The organism is Pseudomonas sp. Root569, assembly GCF_001427465.1.
GTDB lineage: Bacteria > Pseudomonadota > Gammaproteobacteria > Pseudomonadales > Pseudomonadaceae > Aquipseudomonas > Aquipseudomonas synxantha.
This window is the reverse complement of sequence record NZ_LMGQ01000003.1, coordinates 128,150-147,902: the sequence shown is the minus strand read 5'-3', so window position 1 is coordinate 147,902 and position 19,753 is coordinate 128,150. Positions and strand designations below refer to the sequence as shown.

The window sequence follows — 19,753 nt, the reverse complement described above, 5'->3', positions numbered from 1 at the left end:
GCTAGTCGATGTTTGGTAAGCAAATGCCTTCGGTTGCCCGTTCAAAAGACGAGGGAGAGAAGCCTTTTTGGATATCCTTCGCTGATTTAATGACCGCGATGATGATTCTCTTTCTCGTGGTCATGGTGGCGGCTTTGAGTTCTGTGACGCAGCGTATTAACCAAGCGGAGCAAGGAGAGAAGCAGCGTAATAGAGACATTAGTCAGATCTGCGAGCACCTGAGTCTTAAGGCAAAGACTGCCAGTAAAACCATCGTCGTAGACTGCAAGGACAACCGGATTAGCTTCGGCGATGCTGGCCGCTTTGGGCATAACCAGTACGCGCTGAGCAACGATGGCCAGTCGGCACTTCAAGAGGTTGTGCCGATGATTCTGGACGCGGCTAACAGTGAAGAAGGCCGTAAATGGTTCAAACAGGTTGTGATCGAGGGATCGACAGACACCGACGGCTCTTATCTTTATAACCTGCACCTTTCACTGCAACGTTCAGAGTGGGTGATGTGTAGTCTGCTCGATAGTCGCAGTCCGCTCCAAGTCGGATTGTCGCCGGAGCACCAACAGCAAATCAGATCGATGTTCCTGGCGGGCGGTGTGTCGTTCAACAATGCAAAGGACACTAAGGAAGAAAGCCGGCGAGTGGAGTTGCGCATGCAGTTCTTTGGCTTGAAGGAAAAGGAAGACAACCTCAAGCCAGAGGTCCCGGTTTTCAACAACACTGATATGGAAAAGTGTCAGTTGGCGATGAACCGATGACCAGCCCAATCGCGAGGCTTTCTGCCTCTATTAACCTGAGCCTTACCGCGCGTCGAACGGGGCCGGCACCTGAGCCGTTGGCGCGATTCCCCCGTCTGGGGGCTGCGGGAATTGATCTTTACGAAAGATTCGAACGCGCTGAAAAGGCGTTGCCGCCACCTCAGGAAAAGCGTCGCGCTGCGATAAGCAAATTCCGCAATGTACTCCCACTCAACGCCTCTGAATGGCGCTTGGTTTTCGCTGGTCTCTCGGACAAGAGTGAGCGAGTCGGACCGATACTGGACGATGACCAGCTTTTTGACCGAGTGCACAAAGAAATCCATCACCGTATCGAAAAGCGGAGGCTGAGCCGCCGAGACTGGTTGGCGCTGTGCTTTAGCTACTTCGGGTACGAGGCCGCCACGCCGGACCAGAACGCCAATTGGTGTCTGTTGCGTGAAGACGTTCAGCTTGGCTTCGACTGCGTCAGAGGCCAGCAAAAACGCGAGAAGGAATGGGTGCATATCGTCCAGCAGCATCAGGAGCTTTTCTCCGAGCAGGCAGGTGCCAGGCTGGGTGACCAGATGTTCAAGGGAGAGATCAGCGACCTTTCGGCATTGCAGACGATTGCGCAGATCCCTGACAGCAGTTGGCTGTGGCGAAGGATCTTTAACGTACTTATCTCTCGTATTTTTATGTTGGATGACGCCGAGTTTTCTCAGCGCTTAGCCGACCTTGTCGACATCGGCCGGCAGCATCCGCGGTACATGAACGACATTATGAGTGCATGCCTGTCGCGTTATCACTTGGCAGCATATCGAGAGAAACCGTCGTCGCTGCTCAAACAGGTCGCCCTCGACAACTGGGGCAGCCCTCAGATCCGTTCCAGACAAAACAGCTGGCTGCAGTACGTTGAAAAAGATGTCTGTGCAATGGTCGTTGCGTGGTTCGCGAAGGAAGATCTTGAGCACTTCTTCAACCTGTTGAAGGGAGACTCCGAGGTCGATCAATCGCGTCTGCATTATTGGCTGCGATTTGCCAACCAAATGAGCTACACCCGAATTGTTATGGGGGCGGATGCGTGGAATGACCGCGGGCGGGACTTCGTCCATTTCCGTGAGAAGAATAAAGGGCGCTTGAGCAAGCTGGTAGGCGGTCCTGGGCACAACAATGCTGTAGTGATGCAGATTGGGAACTACTTTTTCGTGGAGTTCTCCGGCACAGGCAATGCCTGCTATGTGTACAAAGCAGATGATTCGCCATTCAACCCAGACAAATCCCAGCTTGAGCTTACTGCCGAGCTGAAGCAGGCAAATCGTGCGCTGGATCGAATGCGGCACTCACCTGCACCTAGCCGCCCAAACCGTATTGAGGGGTGGCTCAGTAAGTTCGATGACGCTCTCGAGAAATTGGGTATTCGCGTGCAGAGTCAGACCGCAGCGCCTGGGTCACCCAAACCAATGGCTTTCGAAGATCAGGTCCGTGATGCCCTGAAGTCGGTCAAGTACAAAGTCTACGACCAACGCGCGCGCGGTGGCGCATTTCAGGTCCAGCTGGTTGACGAGGATCGGGCGGCCGTTGCAGCGCTCCAACGCCTGGGCTTCAAGCCCGTAAATCACCAGCCACTCAGGTTCTGGAGGCAGTAATGCTAAAGCGTTTCCTCAAAGGCATAGGCCTGCAGTCGAGCACCAAGGCGGAAAGCTACGCACCTGCTTTTTCCATTGAGGAGCAGGGCCTTTGCTACCCCCTGAGCTTGGCAGATAACGCGGAATCCTGGCCGCTGGCAAGCTATCTGGATCAGTTGGAAGAGGAGGAGTTCGTCTCCCAGCTCAGCGATCGCTGGTTGCTGACGTGGGATGAGCTCTATCGGCTTCTTGATGACCCGGATCACTTAACAAGTCTGCCGCTATTGGGATTGCCTCCCGAGACAGATCTCATCCCTCAATTGAGCAGCCAAGGTAGTCTCGCTTCTGACGACTTCAAGGTCGCTATCAGTGGTTGGCGTGACCCTCGGTCAAATGCCAGCGTGCAGGTACAACGTACGGGTGCCATCGTCCTATACGACGGAACAATGGAGACTCTGCCTGAGTCTTCCTGGAAGCTGACCGGTGCTGTACGGCAACTTTATCTGGCTCAACAAAATGAGCCAGGTGAAGTGACTAACCAGATCGGCTGGGCCAGCATCAGGAAGTTGGCGCGCACAGCGGGTGCAGGTATGGATGGCTTCTTGAATAAGACCGTCGTTATCAAACCTGAAAGCCTGCGCCTCAACCCGCGAAAATCGACAGTGGGGAATACGCCGGTTATCGAGTTGGAACCAAGCTTTGAAGGTCAGCCTGCAAACTGGCTTGAGAGTTTCGATGGTGCCAATCAGGTCCAGGATCGATATCGGGTGACTGGTGATGATGGATCGCTGACACACGTCCTGATTGATCCCGAAGTCAAATCTGTATTGGATTACGTGCGCTCGTTGCCCGGGCGTCGGGTCGCAGGCGACGATGCTCTTTCTTTCGTCCGCAATCCGTACAGCGCACTCGGTGAAAGTGCCGCGCAAGTGTTGGATGCCGAGACCTATGAAGACGACCTGGCCGAGGCTGGGATTTTCTTTCATCGGTTTCATCTGGAGCCCACGCTGGATGAAGTGGGACATCGCATTGAGCGGGTAAAGCTGACACTCGAACCGATCTCGCCAACACCGCAAGCGCCCATCGAAATTGAGTTCGATGCGGCCCATGAGCTCGCGCCGTTCGTGCATGAACTGCAGTTGAAATTGGCGGCGGGCATGTCTGCCGGCTTCTGGCAGGGCTACGAGCTGGAACTCAGCGATTTTGATTTACGCCAATTGGCGGGAATCAGCGACTTGCTTAAGCGTTGGCAAAACGAAGCCGCCGGTGCTGAGTTCGACTCGGTCCTGGACCTGTCACTCTACGGCGACCGAGTGACAGGTATCGGGGAAGCGGAGCGTATTACCTCACCTTTCCTCGTCAAAGAGGCGACAGAGAACTGGTTGCCGAAGGATGTTGCGGCGCTTGGCATTGACGCAGAAATCCTTGGCCGTTGGGATCCTTCCGACCGCGGTCAGTTCGAAGCTTTTGAGCAGAGGCTGGACGAAGCCCGCGCAGCCGGTGATGAAACGGTTTGCTTGCCGGAGTCCGAAACACCGCTCTCGATTGCCGCTGCCGAGCAACTTTTTGATGCATGGTCGAAGAAGATTGCCCCCGTAGAGACCGGCCTGGTCAAACCGATCGAAAAGGTTGGCCGCGCCGTACTGCAAATTGGGCACAACATCGACGAACCCACCTACGTCCAGATTCGTCAGGCCGCATTACGTGCCGCTTTGGACGCAACGCCAGAGTTGCCCAGCTTGCTCAAGCCAGAAGTCGTCTTGCGTGAGCACCAACTTCAAGGCGTCGCGTGGTTGCAGCACTTGTACCGCTTGTCCCCTTCAGACGTGTCAGGTTGTTTGCTCGCGGATGACATGGGGCTTGGGAAAACGATCCAGTTGCTCACCTTCCTTGTCTGGTACCTGGAAAAGTATCCACAAGACAAACCGACACTGATCGTCGCCCCAGTTTCATTGCTTGATAACTGGGAGCGAGAGCTTCATCGGTTCTTCTTCGCTGATGCGCTGCCAGTGCTGAAGTTGTATGGCTCAGCCTTGAGCGCAGTTAAGTTCAAGAAGGAAGAAATTCCTGCCGACTTGAAAGCAAAAGGCATCAAGAATCTTCTGCGCCCGGGTTGGATGGGCGGCGCCCGAATCGTCCTGACGACTTACGAGACACTTCGCGATCAGGAGTTCTCCCTGGCGCGCCAGCAGTGGTCGATCGTCGTGTGCGATGAAGCACAGAAGCTGAAGAACCCCGCAGCACTGGTTACTCAGGCGATTAAAGCCATTCCCGCACAGTTTCGAGTGGCATGTACCGGTACGCCTGTCGAGAACACCCTGATAGATCTCTGGTGCCTCTTCGACTTCATTCAGCCAGGTTTTCTGGGCGGTTTGAACCAGTTCGGTCGCGAGTATCAGCGCCCAATCGAAGCCGCGTTGGAGCGTGACACGGTTGCCCTGGAGCGCCTTCGAGGGCTTATCGATCCGCAGTCCTTGCGTCGAACCAAGCAGGACATTGCAAAAGACCTGCCTGCCAAAATCGAAGACATAACATGCCGTTCATTGAGCATGCATGCCTTGCAGCGCAATCTGTACCTGTCCGAAATATCCGCGTACAGCCAGAAGCAGCAGATCGAAGAACAGCTCGATCAAAAGACCTCCGGCATGCTCGGGTTGCTGCACAAGCTCAAGCTCATTTGTGCTCACCCGTACAGCGTTCAACCTGATACGCGACTGCGCGACAACTCGCCGAAGCTGCAGTGGTTGATGCGGACGCTTGAGTCGATCAAAAAAGCCGGGAACGGCGACAAGGTCATCGTCTTTACCGAGTTGCGAGATATCCAGCGGGAATTGCAGCACTCGATCCAGGAGCATTTCGGGTTTCGGGCGACTGTCATCAACGGGGATACCAGTACCAGCAGCCAGAGCGCCAATAGCAGACAAAAACTGATTGACCAATTTCAGGAGCAGCCCGGTTTCGCAGTAATCATCTTGTCCACTATCGCAGTCGGGTTTGGGGTGAACGTGCAGGCGGCTAACCACGTTATTCACTTTACTCGTTGCTGGAACCCGGCCAAGGAAGATCAAGCTACGGATCGGGCTTATCGGATTGGGCAGGAGAAGGATGTGTATGTGTACTACCCAACGGTTCGGGATGCGGCGATGCCGACGTTTGAGGCGACGCTGGATGAGTTGCTGAGTAAGAGACGGGCTTTGGCGCGGGATATGTTGAGTGGGGCATCGGACATCCAGGCTTCGGATTTTGAGGCGTTGCTGAAACCACGGTGAGGGCCGATTTGGTAGAAATTAATGCTCGGTGATATGTCAATTATGGGTGGAGGTGTGTTTATCCCCGAGTTTGAAAATACGCTAAAACCAGCGAGCTGGCGCTTGTCTAGCGCAGTAGCGTCAGTAACATCTGAGTGGATTATTTACCTGTGCGCACGTCCAGTATTGGCGCCGAAAGCTCAGCGATTTACTGTGCGCGGCATTCAGGGCGACCGTTCACCGTCTACGACATCATGGGTGATTCACTTGTGATGTTGGAGAGGGACAAAAAATGGGGACGATATGCTGGCCCGATGAAACCGAAGTAGATAAGGTTCGCTAGTTCACCGCAGGTAAAGCTCCTGCTTCGCTACAGATATTTGTCGACCCCCTGTCTGGCGCTGGCGCCATGGGCATTTCCCGAGCGCGCGACAGACGACGCCTGTGCACTTACTTTTTACCCCAGCTAGGATTGCCAATGGCTATCAAGAAATCCGATCTTTACTCCTCCCTCTGGGCCTCGTGTGACGAGCTGCGCGGTGGGATGGATGCCAGCCAGTACAAGGACTACGTCCTGTTCATGCTGTTTATTAAGTACGTCTCCGACAAATACGGCAACTCAGATAACTTCGCGCCACCGGTGACCATCCCGTTTGGTGCGAGCTTCAAGGACATGGTTGCCCTCAAGGGTAAAGCCGATATCGGCGACAAGATCAATAAGCAGATCATCCAGCCGTTGATCGATGCCAACGCCCGGCTTGCTCGCAGCGATTTCCCCGATTTCAACGACCCGAGTAAACTCGGCGAAGGGAACGATATGGTGGAAAGGCTCACTAACCTGGTGGCGATATTCGAGAAGCCCGAGCTGGATTTCTCAAACAACCGCGCCGACAACGACGACATTCTCGGTGACGCCTACGAATACTTGATGCGCCACTTCGCAAGCCTAAGCGGCAAGAGCAAGGGACAGTTCTACACCCCGTCCGAGGTCAGCCGAATTATCGCCAAGGTCATCGGAATCAACCCGACGAATGCCGTGGCAGCCACGACTGTGTATGACCCTACCTGCGGCTCAGGCTCGTTGTTGCTAAAAGTGGCCGACCAGGCCGGTAAGCACATTACCCTGGAAGGGCAGGAGATGGACGTGACCACCGCCGGTCTCGCTCGCATGAACATGATCCTGCATGACTTCCCGACCGCCAACATTCAGCAGGGCAACACGCTGTCCATGCCCAAGTTTAGGGACGGCGAGCAACTCCGTACTTATGACTACGTAGTGGCCAACCCACCGTTCTCGGTCAAGACCTGGAGCGTCGGCCTGACACCAGCTAAAGATCCCTATCAGCGCTTTTCCTGGGGCGTGCCGCCGGCCAAGCAGGGCGACTTCGCCTTTTTGCTGCACATCATCCGTTCGCTGAAAGGCACCGGCAAAGGTGCCTGCATTCTGCCGCATGGCGTGTTGTTCCGCGGCAATGCTGAGTCGCCAATCCGCGAGCAGCTGGTGCGCTCTGGCTACCTCAAGGCTATTGTCGGCCTGCCGGCCAACCTATTTTTCGGCACTGGTATTCCTGCCTGCATCCTGGTGCTGGATAAGGAAAATGCCTCTGCTCGTAAAGGCATTTTCATGATTGATGCCTCCAAGGGTTTTATAAAGGACGGCCCAAAGAATCGCTTGCGCGATCAGGACGTACATAAAATTGTCGATACCTTTACCCGAATGGCAAACGTGCCGCGTTATGCGCGCATGGTCTCTTTTGACGAAATCAGCGATCCGAAGAACGACTTCAACCTGAACCTGGCGCGCTACATTGACAGTAGCGAGCCAGAAGATATTCAGGACATCGATGGTCACTTACGCGGCGGCATTCCCAAGCGTGATATCGATGCCTTCGATAGTTACTGGCAGGTCATGCCTGCCCTGCGCGCGGACCTGTTCAAGCCGGCCAGCCACCCCGGTTACTTTGAGCTGGTCAGCCGCGAAGTGAAGCCGGTTATCTTTACTCACCCGCAGTTCACCGCCTTCAAGGCGGGTGTGGATACGCTGTTCAACCAGTGGCTGGCCAGTAGCACCCCGCAACTGAAAAGCTTTGCTGCCGATGAGGCCGGTAGCCACCCCAAGACGTTGATCGCCACACTGTCCGAAGACCTGCTCAACGCCTTTGCCAAAGCTCCCTTGCTCGACTATTACGATATCTACCAGCACCTCATGGACTACTGGACCGAGACCATGCAGGACGACTGCTACCTGATTAGCGCCGACGGCTGGAAGGCCGGCGCTAAAGTGCGTGAAATCCTCAAGGTAAAGGATAAGAACAACAAGCTGGTCTGGGCCGAGAAGCAAGACTACTGTCAAGGCAAGCGCCGCTTTAAGTCCGACCTGATTCCGGTCGAGATTCTGATTGACCGCTATTTCATGGCCGAGCGCAGCGCTATTGAAGGTCTTGAAGCCCAGCTTGCGAGCATCGAGCAAAGCATGAGCGAAATGCTCCAAGAGCACAGCGGTGAGGATGGCTCGCTTAGCGAAGTGATCGACGGAGAGGGTGACAAGCAGAAGGTCATGGCCAAAGCCATCAAGGCACGCCAACGTGAGATTTGCGAAGATCCGGATTATGAAGATGAACTAAAGGTATTGAACGAATACGCAGCTTTGATCGATCAGCAAAGCATCCTTAAGGCCAAACTCAAGAAGGCCGAGGAAGGCCTCGACGACAAGATCCACGCTAAATACCCGCAGCTTAGTGAAGCCGAGATTAAAACTCTGGTCGTGGACGATAAATGGCTGGCTACCCTAGCCGTCGCGGTACAGGGTGAGCTGGATCGTGTTTCACAAACCCTGACTGGACGCATCCGTGAGCTCAGTGAGCGCTACTCCACCCCGTTGCCGAAGCTCATTGATGAAGTCGCCACCCTTGCCAGTCGCGTGGAAGAGCATCTGAAAAAAATGGGGGCTGTATGGCAGTGAAGCCCGGCTACAAGCAGTCGGAGGTTGGGGTTATCCCGGTAGATTGGGACGTGAAACGTCTCGGTGATCTAGCGACGGTCAGAGATGGAACGCATCAAACCCCAAAGTATGTCGCCGCCGGTGTACCTTTTTTCAGTGTCGAACATGTTACGAGTGGAGACTTCGCGAACACCAAGTTCATTTCGGAGAAGGAACATCGCTTCCTTACTCGGTCATTTAAGATCGAGAATGGGGACGTACTCATGACTCGTATCGGCTCAATTGGAGACTGCAAGCTCATTGACTGGGACGTAAGAGCAAGCTTCTATGTCAGCCTTGCACTGCTGAAAATCCATGGAGCCTCTGCTGCATTCGTCGCGCAATATTCAAATTCAGCGGCTTTTAAAACGGAGATTGAGCTTCATTCCCTGCAATCGGCCATACCGAAGAAAATCAATCTCGGTCCGATCTCGGATGTCAGAATTTCAGTTCCACCACTCTCCGAACAACATGCCATCGCGACGGCGTTGGGGGATGTGGATGCGCTGTTGAGCGCGCTGGAGCGACTTATCGCCAAGCGGCGTGACCTCAAACAGGCCGCTCTCCAACAACTCCTCACCGGCCAAACTCGCCTCCCTGGCTTCCGTGGCGAGTGGGAGGTGAAGAGTTTGTCAGCATTCTGTTCCATGAAAAGCGGAGAAGGGATTACGAGTGCCAGCATCGACGAGTTTTCAAAATACCCGTGTTATGGTGGTAACGGGGTTCGTGGTTTTACGTCGCGGTTTACGCACGAGGGTAGTTATGGCCTGGTTGGGCGCCAAGGTGCGCTTTGTGGAAATGTCTTCAGCGTAGAAGGGCAGTTTTTCGCGTCTGAGCATGCAATCGTAGTCACCCCGTCTGCCACAACGGATATTCGATGGCTCACCTACGTTTTGGGAAGAATGAATCTCAACCAGTATTCGGAGTCTTCCGCTCAACCTGGATTGTCTGTCTCAAAGCTTCTAATACTCGACGTAATGGCTCCGCCGACGAAAGCCGAACAAACTGCCATAGCCGCCGTACTATCCGATATGGACGCAGAGCTTGCCGTTCTTGAGCAGCGCCTGGCCAAAACCCGCGCTCTTAAGCAAGGCATGATGCAGGAACTGCTAACCGGAAGGATTCGCTTGCTATGACAAGCGCGAGCATGGAAGCGACTCCAGTGCCGCACACTGCGGAACTGTCCAGCAAGATCATCAGCGTTTACGAACTGCTCATGGATTCTGCGCTGGATATCCCCCAGTACCAGCGCCCTTACAAGTGGACCGGCAAGAACATCAACCAACTGTTCTCCGATATTGCCATCCATAAGGACAAGTCGGCCTATCGCTTGGGCACCATCGTGTTTCACCAGGACGGTGATACAAAGAACATCGTCGATGGCCAGCAGCGGACCATTAGTCTGCTGCTGGCGGCCCGTGCGTTGATCCAGCGGAACAAGGAAATAAAGCTCGAACGCAAAGACTTGCGGGAACGCCTGCTCGAGCTTGAGAAAGCCATGGTGAATCCCGGTTTTACCAGCGAGATATCGCAGAAGAACATCCATAGCAATTATCTTGAGGTGGCCCGCATCGTTTCCCGTGCGGGCTTTACCGAGGCACATATCGACTTCTTCCTGAACAAGTGTCAGGTCGTGGCTGTTGCCTTGAACGATGTGTCGGAAGCCTTCCAGTTCTTCGACTCGCAGAATGCGCGGGGCCGGGACCTGGAGCCTCATGACTTGCTCAAGGCTTACCATCTGCGTGAGTTCAGCCCGCGTGACGAGCAGTTGAAGGCGGCCACGGTGGCGCATTGGGAAAACAGTGACACCGAGGCGTTGGCCACACTGTTCTCCCAGTACCTGTACCGCATCCGTAGTTGGTCGAAAGGGGTTTCTGCGCGTTACTTCAGCAAGGATGACAGCGACTTATTCAAGGGCGTGAATATCGATACGGTGGCCAGCTACCCCTATGTGGAGCAGCTGCGTATCGCCCACCATTTTGTCGATAATTACAATGGGCAATACGAGCGCAGGATCGACTCGCGTGAGCGTGGTTTTCCCTTCCACCTGGATCAGATCATCATCAATGGCCGGCGCTTTTTTGAGCTGATCAGCCACTATCAGGGCAAGGTGGCGCGGATCAGCGCCGAGTCCTGGAGCGGGCATGAACTGGTGGGCTCTGAAGGACTCGATGGCTATGCGAAAACCATCATGAAAACCCTCAATAGCTACCCGGCAAGAACCCGCACCGGCGATTGCTACGTACGGGCTATGTTCGATTGCCTGCTGATTTACTACATCGACAAGTTCGGTCACGCAGATATCTCCCGGGCCATCGAGAAGATTTTCATCTGGGCCTACAGCCTGCGCCTGAAGATGCAGGTGGTGCAGCTGGCCAGCATGGATAACCACGTGTTGGAGAACAATCTTTTCAGGTTGATCAAGGAAGCCACACGTCCTGCTGACTTTATTAATTGCAGCCTGCCGGTATTGAGCGGCCAGAAGTCAACCAGAACCGATGAGATCGAAGCTCTGTTCAAGGCGATGAAATACTATGAGTAGGGAAATCAGTCAGCTCTCCATCAAGGCGCTGCTCAGCGGTCGGGATGAGTACGTCATCCCGATGTATCAGCGCAATTACGCCTGGGAGGAGGGCGAAATCACGCAGCTGATTCAGGACGTGATCGATTACCTGCCGAAGAAGGGCGAAAACGCGCGCAATTATTACATTGGCACCTTGGTGGTGTATGAGCGCCCGGATAGCAAAACACCGGTGTTTGAAACCATTGACGGCCAACAGCGGCTGACGACCCTGTCGTTGCTGACGTCGTATCTGAAAAACACCAAGGCTGTCGAGCTTGCCTGGTATTCAAACCTGAGTATCCACTTCGATAGCCGCGAGCATTCGCGCGCAACCTTTGCGGCTATCTTCGAGAAGAAGTTCAATGACGACCCCGCAGAGGTTTTGACTAAGAAGCAGATCAATACCGGCATCCTCAATGGCTACCGCCTTATCCACAAAGTCTTGCCGCAGAAGCTGAATGAGAACGGAGTTTCACCTCAGCAATTCGCCGACTACTTGTTTGGCTACGTGCAAATCATGCGGGTGAAAGTGCCGGCGGATACGGACCTGAACCATTACTTCGAGATCATGAATAATCGCGGTGAGCAGTTGGAAAAGCACGAGGTGCTCAAGGCGCGGATGATGGAGCAGTTGCAGGGCTGCGAGCAGAGTCAGAATTGCCTGCATGCAGTATGGGAAGCCTGCGCGAACATGGAGCGCTATGTGCAAATGGGCTTCACGCCTGGCCAACGTGGCAACATTTTTGGCGAAGGGGACTGGGGACAGTTTCAACTCGCTGACTTCGATTCGCTTCGGGCTGCACTGCACAAAACTCAGGAGGTGACTGCCCGGCAGGACACTCGCATGACTCTTGATCAGATCATTGCCAAGGTCCCGGTCGCTGCGAAGCAGGGTGAGTCAGGTGAGGAGGCGCCAGATCGCTTCAACACGGTGATTAATTTTCCCAACTTTCTGTTGCATGTACTGCGTGTCGAAACGCGAGCGGACATCCCATTGGATGACAAACGCCTGCTCGATACCTTTGAGGCTCATGTGCTCAAGCAGCCAGACCCTGTTGCGGCAGTGAAGCGTTTTACCTTTAGCCTGCTGCGTTGCAAGTATCTGTTTGACCAATATGTGATCAAGCGCGAGTTCATCAAGGGCTCGGATGGTTGGAGTCTCAAACGCTTCAAGTGGAACAAAGGTGGCGATCACAGCAGCGCCGGACGGGGGAGTTATGTGAATACCTTCGGCGAAGAGGACGGCAATGAAGGCATCAACCGCCGCATCCTGATGTTGCTGTCAGCATTTCATGTTTCTACGCCAACGCTGGTTTACAAGCACTGGCTGAATGCGGCGCTGTTTCACCTGTTTTACGCTGAGCAGATTGAGGCTCAGGTTTATCTGCGGCACATGGAGTCGGTAGCAAAGGCGTTTGTCTTTGATCGCTTTCTGGCCCAAGAGGCAGGCCTGGATTACTTTGCGATGATCTATACCAATCGGGGCGCCTGTCAGACACGCCGCGAAAGCATTGCGGCAGAGACTGTGGAGTCTCGGTTGACGTTCGGCAATATCGAAAACAACCTGATTTTCAACTTCCTGGACTATCTGCTTTGGCTTGAGCTCGGGACGAATGACAAGGTTAAATCCTATGAATTCACCTTCCGTAGTTCGGTGGAGCATTACTACCCTCAGCATCCGCTAGACGGACAGGTGCAGCTCGATGCCGACACGCTCAATTCGTTCGGCAATCTATGCCTGATCAGCCACAGCAAGAATTCTCGGCTGAGCAATTTCATGCCCGCGGCCAAGAAAGAGTTTTATAAGAACAACACCATCGATAGCGTTAAACAGTATTTGATGATGGAAACAGAATCTTGGGATGCCGACGCCATACGCGCCCACTCCGAAAAAATGAATAACGTGTTGCTCAACAGCCTCGTCAGCAAACACGAATCCGAGTAAACCCTGCAGGATGCACCTGATGATTCAACAACCTCGCTCCGAACGTCGCACCCAGAATCGTGTTTTGGCTTTGTTTACGGACAAGTCGCGGCCTGATTGTCTTGACTACAACTACCTGGGTGAGTGGAGCAAGCGTGGGCAAAATCGCAACATTGAAGTCGAGCTGTTGCAGGCAAACCTGAAGCAGCGGGGCTACTCCGATGCGCAAATATCAGCAGCGTTGCAAAGGCTGATGACTGCGGCTGATTCCACTGGCATCACGCTGTATCAGGCGAATTTGCGTACCTACCAACTGCTGCGTTACGGCGTACCGGTACAGGTAGCCGTTGGGCAGGCCCACGAAACGGTGCATCTGATTGATTGGGAGCACCCTGAACACAATGACTTCGCCATTGCCGAGGAAGTGACCTTGCGCGGTGGCTATGAGCGCCGCCCTGATTTGGTGGTTTATCTGAACGGTATCGCCATCGGCGTGATTGAGCTCAAGCGCAGTTCGGTAGAGGTGGCCGATGGTATTAACCAACTGATCACCAACCAGGAGGAAATCTTCAACAAGGGTTTCTTCAGTACAGTGCAGTTGGTCTTCGCTGGCAGTGACTCTCAGGGCTTGCGCTACGGCACCGCGACTACTCGCGCCGAGTTTTTTGTCGAGTGGAAGGCGTCTTCCCTGAACGCTGGGCCTGAAGAGCTGAATACCCTGCAGGAGATGCCTGCTCGCTACCAAGTGCTACCGGGTGCAGAAGTGCCTCAGTCTGGTTACTTGCTGGACGATCCGCTGGCGCAGATGTGCGAGAAGTCTCGTTTACTCGATCTGATTCGCAACTTCATCATCTTCGATGCGGGTATCAAGAAGGTGCCGCGCCCTCATCAATACGCTGCAGTGAAGGCCGCGCAGGAGCGGGTTCAGCGTAAAGAGGGTGGGGTTATTTGGCATACCCAGGGCAGTGGCAAGAGCATTCTGATGGTGCTGATCGCCAAGTGGTTGCTGGAGCATGATCCTGAGGCGCGCATTCTGGTCATCACGGATCGCGATGAGCTGGACAAGCAAATATCCGGTGTAATGCGTAATGCCGGGGTAATCGGTAACGACTCGCCCTCGCCACGAATTACCTCTCGTGCCGATCTTGTGCAGAAGCTCTCGGCTGCCGCACCACGCCTGCTTTGTGCCTTGCTGCACAAGTTCGAGCCTGATTTGAGCGTACCGCCACCACCCATGCATGGGCGTTTCTATGTATTCGTGGATGAATGTCATCGCACCCAAGGCGGTGACATGAACAAGCAAATGAAGCAGTGGCTGGCCAATGCCCTGTTTATTGGCTTTACCGGTACACCGTTGCTGCGTAAGGACAAGCAGACTACGCGCGATGTGTTCGGCAGCAACATCCATACCTACAAATTCCACGAAGCTGTCGCGGACAAGGTGGTGCTGGACCTTAAGTACGAGGCGCGCGACGTACCGCAGCGTTTGGCTTCGCAAGAGGCTATCGATAACTGGTTCGAAGGGGCAACCAAAGGGTTGAACAACTACCAGAAATCGATCCTGCGTAAGCGTTGGGCAACTATGGAGGGGCTGATGAGTGCCGGTGAGCGCAAGCAGCGCATCATCGCCAGCATCATTGAGGACTTCAGTCTGAAACCACGGCTGAACAATGACCGGGGCACAGCCATCCTGGTGGCGGCCAGTATTTACGATGCCTGCCACTACTTTCGCCTGTTTCAGAACACCTCGTTCGGCACTTACTGCGGGATCGTCACCTCCTATGAGCCGAACCACAACACGATCTCCCGGGAACCGTCGAAAAGCGATGAGCGTTACAAATTCGATACCTATACGAAGCACGTCTTGAAGCATGGGCAGACTACGACTGCCTATGAAGAAGAGACCAAGCGTCTCTTCATTGAGGAGCCGGCCAACCTGAAGCTACTCATCGTGGTCAGCAAATTGCTCACCGGCTTCGATGCGCCCAGTTGCTCATATATCTATCTGGACAACGAGCTGCGGGACCATAACCTGTTCCAGGCAATTTGCCGCACCAACCGGCTCGACGGTGATGACAAGGACTATGGCTATATCGTCGATTTCAAAGAGCTGTTCGGCGACGTGCAAGACGTCATTTCGGTGTACACCTCTGATGAATTGGATGACGAGGCGGGCAGTAGTGGTAGCAACAACGTCGAACTGAAGAACTGGCTGGTTGAGGGCAAGAAACAGCTGGACGCCGCCCGAGAGGCATTGAGTTACTTGTGCGCCCCCGTGGCACCGCCGCGCGAGATTGAACAGTTTATCCATTACTTCTGTGGTGCTGCTGCTAACGCCAATGGGCTGGATGAGACTGAAGCATTGCGGGTGTCCTTCTATAAAACGGTGGCTTCATTTGTGCGGGCGTTTGCCGAGTTGGCGCAGCACCTCACTGAAGCCGGTTACTCGGATGCTGAAGGGGGGAGGCTGCAGACTGAAGTGCAGTTCTACGCTGACCTGCGTGAGGCGATAAAGAAACATTCCGGCGAAGAGCTGGATATTAAACCCTACGAATCGGACATGCGGCATCTGCTCAATACTTATATTCAGGCAGACCACGCCGACCCGATGAGCACGGTCGATAATTTTTCGCTGGTTGAACTGATCGTTCAGACTGGCGTTCACGATGCCATCGCCAAAAAGCTCAACGCCAAGGGCAACCTGTCCAAGGGGGCGATTGCCGAAGGCATTATCAACAACGTGCGCAAGACCATCATTCGTGAACAACTGACTGACCCGAAGTTCTACGAGGGCATGTCGAGGTTGCTTGAGGATCTGATCAAACAGAGTCGTGAGGATGCTGCCGCTTACGAGGAGTTTTTGCGCAAGGCCGAGGCGTTGGTCAGACAGCTGGGGCAGAAAGGACCAGGTAACTCTCCGGCTGCACTTAACGGTCACCGGGAAGCCACTGTTCTTTTTAACAACCTCGACAGCATTGCAACGACCACCTTCCAGTGCCCGAAAGACGAAGGGGCAAAGGTGAAACTAGCTTTGGATATTGATCTAGCCATGCGCGGATCGGCCCCTGCATCCTGGCGAGGAGACCCTGCACGGGAAGCGCAGGTTCTTAATGCGCTCTTCCCTCTGATGGGGCGTGACCGTGTAGCGACTTCGGCAATATTCGAGATCATCATGAACCAACAGGGCTATTGATGAACGAGCTTATTGTGCTGGGCGATATTTCAATTTCGGTGACCAGAAAAGACATCAAGAATGTCCACCTGAGTGTGCACCCGCCCGAGGGGCGGGTAACGTTAGTCGCCCCAACAAGCACGCGGCTTGAAGTCGCTCGGGCTTATGCTATTTCCAGGCTGGGTTGGATTCGCGAGCAACAGAGCAAACTGGAAGCGCAGGCGCGTGAGGCGCCGCGTCAGTTTGTGGAAAGAGAAAGCCACTATGTCTGGGGGCGACGCTACCTGATGGTGGTTAACCACCGGGACGCTAAGCCATCGGTGGTGCTCGACCACAAACGCATCGCCTTAACTGTTCGCCCCGGCAGCGATGCGCATAAGCGCGCCGCAGTGATGCACGAATGGCAGAAGCGGCAATTGCACGCCGTGGTGCCGGTGTTGATCAAGAAGTGGGAGCGCAAGCTGAAGGTGAGGGTGGCTGGCTATTACCTGCAGCGGATGAAAACCAAATGGGGCAGCTGTAACCATCAAGCAGGGAACATTCGACTGAACACTGAGTTGGTGAAGAAGCCGAAAGACCTGCTTGAGTACGTGATCGTTCACGAGATGGTTCACCTGCTCGAACCCACCCACAATGAGCGCTTTATCTCCATCCTCGGGGAGCATTTTCCAACCTGGCGCGAGGCCCGCGCCGAGTTGAATGAGTTGCCGCTGGCTGCTGAGGTTTGGAAAGAGTGAGGCTGCTCAAGCCATCACAGAACTATTTACCTGTGGACGTCAATTACTGAGGCCATTGGTGATGGTGTCGGTAGCAACTGACGCTGAGCAATAGCGCTTAATGCAAAAAAAAAGTGGCTGGGAGGGGGATGACTGCCCTGGCATTAGCCAAGGGCAGTCTATCGGACGGTGTGAGCCTTAGAGTTACAGGTAACCTCGTTCAGCCAGCGACACGCAGCCTTCATGACCTACAACCACATGATCCAATATTCGGGTACCAACCAAGTTCAGCGCGTTCTTGAGGGTCGTGGTTAGCGTGCGATCGGCTTGGCTGGGTTCTGGGTCACCGGAAGGATGGTTGTGGACCAAAATCACGGCTGCCGCATTGTGCTCTAGGGCTATCTTGACCACTTCCCTTGGATACACGTTGGCACCATCCAACGTGCCTCGGAACAGCTCCCTGAAGCCAATAACCCGGTGTTTGGTATCGAGCAGCAGTAGCGCAAAGACTTCGTGCTCGTGGTACTGCAGTAGTGTCTGCAGATGATTGAAAACGTGCTTAGGTTCAGTCAATGCCCGGCCTTTAGAAAGACGACTCATCGCCAGTTGTTGCGCCATCTGTAGGATGTCCGCCTCAGTGACCGGTGATTCCATGACAAAGGTACCGGTGGTTTCACCGGCTATGAGCTTGTGATATTTCATGCGGATATTCCTGTACGAATGCGTGAAAACGGAGGGGGATTGAGTAACCTGGTTACTGAGCGCTGGGCTTGCTGTTTTGCCGGGTGACTTGCGACTCAAGCTTTTGGGCGAGTGAGCATTTGGCTGGCGTTGCTAGTTGGGTTTGGGGCTCTACATGGATGGGCTGATTTACAATGGTGGGGAAGAACTCCTCGATGATGATGCCGGTATCTTCCTCACTGTCTTCAAACGCGCCGTTGTTAAAGCCCTGCCGAGCGGCGTGATCCAGGGAGGTTTGGTCAAAGCCCGAGGCTTGTCGGGTTGCATCCAGGCGCTTGGCTTCCTGTAAGGCGTCTTCCATGCTCATACCACTGCGTAGCGTGATATCGACGTAGAAAATTGGTGTGCCATGGCTCTGCCGAGTGGACTTACCGCGTAGGCGTAACTCCAGCGGCAGACAGGCCAGGCGATTGCCGGAGATGGCTTGGAAGTACTGCAAGCGTACCGCCAGGGTACGGATGCTGTTGAACCCGGTGGTACGGAAGACAAAACTGCCCAGTGGATCATCATCGCCAATCACCACGTTCAGCCGACCATAGGGCTTGCAGGCATGGCCTTGAGCCAGTGAACAGCCATCGGGCGAAGGACACGGCAGGGTCTTGATCCCGTCCTCACATTGGCGCTTACAGGTGTCTCCATTGCCGACGCACAGCGGCCGGCCGGTATTACGGTCGAACAAGCTGTAGTCCGCACGAAAATTCAGATCCGGCTCGTTGAACATTAAACGGATCGGAATGCTGCGCAGCTTGCCGTCCTGGCCGTTGCGTAATTCCTCATTTAGCGGGTGCGGCAACCAGCCATCGCGGCTTTGTACCTGGGAGGTGAGGGTGAACTGATCGTCTTTCTCCGGCAGGCGCTTGCCGTTTTTCTCGACGACCTTGCCGATGGAAATGCGCCCGAGCACGGGCGGGGTGATGGCTAAACCTTTGAGCATGATGGTTCTCCTGCATCGGAAAATCAAAAAGCCACCGGGACGTGAGCGGTCCGGGTGGCTTGAGTGAGGGGGGCTTCAGGCAATCAGAAAACGGCGACTTCCTTCGCGGGTCTTGCTGTAGCGGGCCTGCAGGTAGGGTTTGTCCTTGAGCATCTGTTCGACATCCAGACCAATGCTGTCCTTGGACTTCTTCCAGCTGATGCAGCCCTCGGCAAACTCCGCACGGGTGGCTGCACCCATGGCCTGTTGCAGGACTTGCTTGAGCTGCGCCTCACGCGTTTCCTGCTGGGCAATGCTCTGGCGAACAGCCTTGAGCTCCAGGTAGATGGTGGCCAGCTCTGGGTGCTGGCTAAAGTCTAGAGTCTGGCCGTTGTCCTCGGGGTAGAGGCAGCGCAACGCCGCTTCCGCTGAGGCCGTACCATCGGCCGGTGGTGGGGTATCACTGACCACGTAATCCCAGAACAGCCGCTCCAGATCAATCAGCCGAGCAATCATCGACTCGTCCCGTTCGATGCGGTGAATCTCCAGGTGCTGGCCACCTAGCAGTACTGCGACGTCCGCCGCCTGTTTGCCAGTTACGGCTAACTGATGCATGACCTGCAACTGCACATATTCGGGCACACCCTCCTTCCATAGGCGAGCGCCGTTGATGCCGGCGGTTTTGCATTCAAGAATCTGTACATCGTCGGAGCCGATCACCTCGCGGTCGATGTTGGCCAGCATCCAGGGCAGTTTTGGATCGGGATGCTGCAGCACGGCATTGATTCGCCGCACTCGATTGCTACTGCGCTTGCTGTAATGCCAGGCGACGATGGGTTCGAGGACGTTGCCCCAGTACGCCGGACTCTCCTCGTCCTGAGGATCGATCTTGGGCAAGGAGGCATCGCGTCCGGTTTTTTCCAGCCACAGCTCCAACTGGGACTTATAAGGGTTGAGGCCGACAGCGGCGGCTGCATCCGAGCTGCCGATGCCGCCTTTACGTACCGCCAGCCAATCTTCACGCGGCAGTTGTTTGGTGCCAACCAGGCGTAACGCTGGCCGGGTTTTTACGATGGTTTTTGGTAGTGTTTGAGAGGTCATGAGTATTTCCTAATGCATAAAAAACGCCTGACCAGCAGC

Annotated in this window: 12 protein-coding genes; 9 read left to right on the top strand and 3 right to left on the bottom strand. The window is 54.6% G+C overall.

Going from position 1 to position 19,753, the window contains the following annotated elements:
* Positions 1-8: 8 nt before the first annotated feature.
* The 9 genes from zorB1 (at position 9) to ASD70_RS04295 (ending at position 16,980) form a co-directional block, all read left to right on the top strand.
* The gene (gene zorB1 / locus ASD70_RS04335; protein WP_056845750.1) at positions 9-752 is read left to right on the top strand and encodes a type I Zorya anti-phage system protein ZorB1; all 744 of its coding nucleotides are present in this window, start codon (positions 9-11) and stop codon (positions 750-752) included.
* Positions 749-2,377 carry a type I Zorya anti-phage system protein ZorC gene (gene zorC, locus ASD70_RS04330; RefSeq protein WP_056845749.1) on the top strand — a complete coding sequence of 543 codons (1,629 nt, stop codon included), beginning with the start codon at positions 749-751 and terminating at the stop codon, positions 2,375-2,377. The genes zorB1 and zorC overlap by 4 nt, the downstream gene beginning before the upstream one ends.
* Entirely contained in the window at positions 2,377-5,625 is a 3,249-nt protein-coding gene (gene zorD, locus ASD70_RS04325; protein ID WP_056845748.1) for a type I Zorya anti-phage system protein ZorD, read from the top strand. Before zorC ends, zorD begins: the two co-directional genes overlap by 1 nt.
* A 457-nt stretch (positions 5,626-6,082) precedes the next feature.
* Positions 6,083-8,566: an HsdM family class I SAM-dependent methyltransferase gene (locus ASD70_RS04320; RefSeq protein WP_056845747.1), complete on the top strand. Its 2,484-nt coding sequence runs from the start codon at positions 6,083-6,085 to the stop codon at positions 8,564-8,566.
* Positions 8,557-9,720 carry a restriction endonuclease subunit S gene (locus ASD70_RS04315; protein ID WP_056845746.1) on the top strand — a complete coding sequence of 388 codons (1,164 nt, stop codon included), beginning with the start codon at positions 8,557-8,559 and terminating at the stop codon, positions 9,718-9,720. The genes ASD70_RS04320 and ASD70_RS04315 overlap by 10 nt, the downstream gene beginning before the upstream one ends.
* A gap of 11 nt (positions 9,721-9,731) precedes the next feature.
* Positions 9,732-11,126, top strand: coding sequence for a DUF262 domain-containing protein (locus ASD70_RS04310; protein WP_236708684.1), 1,395 nt, complete (start codon positions 9,732-9,734; stop codon positions 11,124-11,126).
* Positions 11,119-13,092: a DUF262 domain-containing protein gene (locus ASD70_RS04305; protein ID WP_056845744.1), complete on the top strand. Its 1,974-nt coding sequence runs from the start codon at positions 11,119-11,121 to the stop codon at positions 13,090-13,092. Before ASD70_RS04310 ends, ASD70_RS04305 begins: the two co-directional genes overlap by 8 nt.
* A 19-nt stretch (positions 13,093-13,111) precedes the next feature.
* A complete protein-coding gene (locus ASD70_RS04300; RefSeq protein ID WP_056845743.1) occupies positions 13,112-16,264 on the top strand; it encodes a type I restriction endonuclease subunit R in 3,153 nt (1,050 codons plus the stop codon).
* Complete coding sequence (locus tag ASD70_RS04295) at positions 16,264-16,980, top strand: M48 family metallopeptidase (RefSeq protein ID WP_056845742.1); 717 nt, start codon at positions 16,264-16,266, stop codon at positions 16,978-16,980. The genes ASD70_RS04300 and ASD70_RS04295 overlap by 1 nt, the downstream gene beginning before the upstream one ends.
* A 183-nt stretch (positions 16,981-17,163) precedes the next feature.
* On the opposite strand, the gene radC is transcribed toward ASD70_RS04295, so the two are convergent.
* The 3 genes from radC to ASD70_RS04280 form a co-directional block, all read right to left on the bottom strand.
* Positions 17,164-17,661: a RadC family protein gene (radC, locus tag ASD70_RS04290; protein ID WP_056845741.1), complete on the bottom strand. Its 498-nt coding sequence runs from the start codon at positions 17,659-17,661 to the stop codon at positions 17,164-17,166.
* Positions 17,662-17,713: 52 nt separating this feature from the next.
* The gene (locus ASD70_RS04285) at positions 17,714-18,634 is read right to left on the bottom strand and encodes a recombination directionality factor (RefSeq protein WP_056845740.1); all 921 of its coding nucleotides are present in this window, start codon (positions 18,632-18,634) and stop codon (positions 17,714-17,716) included.
* Between the two features lie 75 nt (positions 18,635-18,709).
* Positions 18,710-19,714: a YqaJ viral recombinase family nuclease gene (locus ASD70_RS04280; RefSeq protein ID WP_056845739.1), complete on the bottom strand. Its 1,005-nt coding sequence runs from the start codon at positions 19,712-19,714 to the stop codon at positions 18,710-18,712.
* Between the last annotated feature and the right edge of the window lie 39 nt (positions 19,715-19,753).

What these genes read in the sequence shown, in the direction of transcription:
- zorB1 (WP_056845750.1), top strand. Translation starts at nt 9, where the DNA reads ATGTTTGGTAAGCAAATGCCTTCGGTTGCCCGTTCAAAAGACGAGGGA.
- zorC (WP_056845749.1), top strand. Translation starts at nt 749, where the DNA reads ATGACCAGCCCAATCGCGAGGCTTTCTGCCTCTATTAACCTGAGCCTT.
- zorD (WP_056845748.1), top strand. Translation starts at nt 2,377, where the DNA reads ATGCTAAAGCGTTTCCTCAAAGGCATAGGCCTGCAGTCGAGCACCAAG.
- ASD70_RS04320 (WP_056845747.1), top strand. Translation starts at nt 6,083, where the DNA reads ATGGCTATCAAGAAATCCGATCTTTACTCCTCCCTCTGGGCCTCGTGT.
- ASD70_RS04315 (WP_056845746.1), top strand. Translation starts at nt 8,557, where the DNA reads ATGGCAGTGAAGCCCGGCTACAAGCAGTCGGAGGTTGGGGTTATCCCG.
- ASD70_RS04310 (WP_236708684.1), top strand. Translation starts at nt 9,732, where the DNA reads ATGGAAGCGACTCCAGTGCCGCACACTGCGGAACTGTCCAGCAAGATC.
- ASD70_RS04305 (WP_056845744.1), top strand. Translation starts at nt 11,119, where the DNA reads ATGAGTAGGGAAATCAGTCAGCTCTCCATCAAGGCGCTGCTCAGCGGT.
- ASD70_RS04300 (WP_056845743.1), top strand. Translation starts at nt 13,112, where the DNA reads ATGATTCAACAACCTCGCTCCGAACGTCGCACCCAGAATCGTGTTTTG.
- ASD70_RS04295 (WP_056845742.1), top strand. Translation starts at nt 16,264, where the DNA reads ATGAACGAGCTTATTGTGCTGGGCGATATTTCAATTTCGGTGACCAGA.
- radC (WP_056845741.1), bottom strand. Translation starts at nt 17,661, where the DNA reads ATGAAATATCACAAGCTCATAGCCGGTGAAACCACCGGTACCTTTGTC.
- ASD70_RS04285 (WP_056845740.1), bottom strand. Translation starts at nt 18,634, where the DNA reads ATGCTCAAAGGTTTAGCCATCACCCCGCCCGTGCTCGGGCGCATTTCC.
- ASD70_RS04280 (WP_056845739.1), bottom strand. Translation starts at nt 19,714, where the DNA reads ATGACCTCTCAAACACTACCAAAAACCATCGTAAAAACCCGGCCAGCG.